Consider the following 1,208-nt stretch of genomic DNA (forward strand, 5'->3'; position numbering starts at 1 on the left):
CCTCCGCGCGAAATCCACGCCGAGTACGAGAAGTTGCGAATCGCCGCGTGAAATAGACAGTCAGACGCCTGTCCGGAAAACGCGAGGCCCCTCAGCTCGGCGGGTGATCACTATGTCGGTGCGGGGCGACCGCGGGAACGTCGTGGCCCGGGCCCAGGGTGGTGTGGAGTGGATCGCTGCATTCGCGGATCTGGACCCGGCGGAATTTCCGATGCTCTGGGCCCTGGACCCGTATGGCGACGCGGTCTTCAACCATCGGCAGGTGCCGCTGCTGCTGGCGGAACTCGACCGGCTCCCGGCTGCTTGCGGCGGTGACTGGGTCGAGCAGGCCCGCGAGTTGTGTCAGGTCGTCCAGCAGAGAGTGCACCGGTATCTGTGGTTCGTCGGGGACTGACCGCGGTCAGTCGGCCGTCAACTCCCTGGGGACGTGTGGCGGTTGACCGAGGGCCTGCCAGCCGATGGTTCCGTTCTGGACGGAGTGGGCTTCGTACGCGCGGACGACCTCGCCGGCGGGCTTGCTGCCGGCGATGTGTCCCAGGATCGAGAGCAGGTCGTCGTCGGCGAAGCGTCCGGCCGTCGCCGCCAGGCCGAGGGCCTGGTCGACTTTGTCGTTGCCCAGGACGGTGGCCAGCTCGACCGCGCGGGCCATCTTGGCGCGGATACGGACCGCGCTGGCAGGGCCGGCCTCCTTGAGCCAGCGCCCGGCCCCGGGGCCGATGCCCACGAACGCGATCTCCGCCTACGAGCGGGGCCGCAGCCTCGGCTGGTGGACGCTGCGGCCGTCCGGGTGGTCGGGGTAGTGCGCGTCGATGATCTGCGGAACACCCGGGGTGGAGAGCTGGTGGCGCCAAATCTCCGACAGGTCCCCGGAGTTGGTGCGGGCGGTGATGGAGAGTTCCTCGCCGACCACCCGGCACCACACCCTCGCGCCGGTATAGCCCGGCGGGGTCGAGTAGCGCACGGAGTTGAAGCTGATCGTGCGATCCGAGCCGACCAGCCTCTCCTCGCCCAGCGCAAGCGCGAGCGGCTCGATGGGCAGGACGTGCAGGGTGGTGCGTTCGATGTCCAGGCGGTTCGCGGGTATCTGTCCGGTCGCCCGGTGACGGCGGGAGTTGAGGGGCCTCGCGTTTTCCGGACAGGCGTCTGACTGTCTATTTCACGCGGCGATTCGCAACTTCTCGTACTCGGCGTGGATTTCGCGCGGAGGG

3 protein-coding genes are annotated in these 1,208 nt (G+C 68.8%); 1 reads left to right on the forward strand and 2 read right to left on the reverse strand.

Translation table 11 applies throughout. The features are described from left to right. The first annotated feature begins 112 nt into the window (after nt 1-112). Nucleotides 113-394, forward strand: a complete 282-nt coding sequence (locus ACFVX4_RS42150; RefSeq protein WP_389988865.1) for a hypothetical protein — start codon at nt 113-115, stop codon at nt 392-394. Nucleotides 395-400: 6 nt separating this feature from the next. Here the strand turns inward: ACFVX4_RS42150 and ACFVX4_RS42155 are convergent, their stop codons facing one another. Both ACFVX4_RS42155 and ACFVX4_RS42160 read right to left on the reverse strand, forming a co-directional pair. Beyond that, complete coding sequence (locus ACFVX4_RS42155; RefSeq protein ID WP_389988862.1) at nt 401-724, reverse strand: hypothetical protein; 324 nt, start codon at nt 722-724, stop codon at nt 401-403. 15 nt (nt 725-739) lie between these two features. Then, entirely contained in the window at nt 740-1,084 is a 345-nt protein-coding gene (locus ACFVX4_RS42160; protein ID WP_389988868.1) for a hypothetical protein, read from the reverse strand. Between the last annotated feature and the right edge of the window lie 124 nt (nt 1,085-1,208).

The sequence above is a fragment of the Streptomyces sp. NPDC058240 genome (genome assembly GCF_042882135.1).
GTDB lineage: Bacteria > Actinomycetota > Actinomycetes > Streptomycetales > Streptomycetaceae > Streptomyces.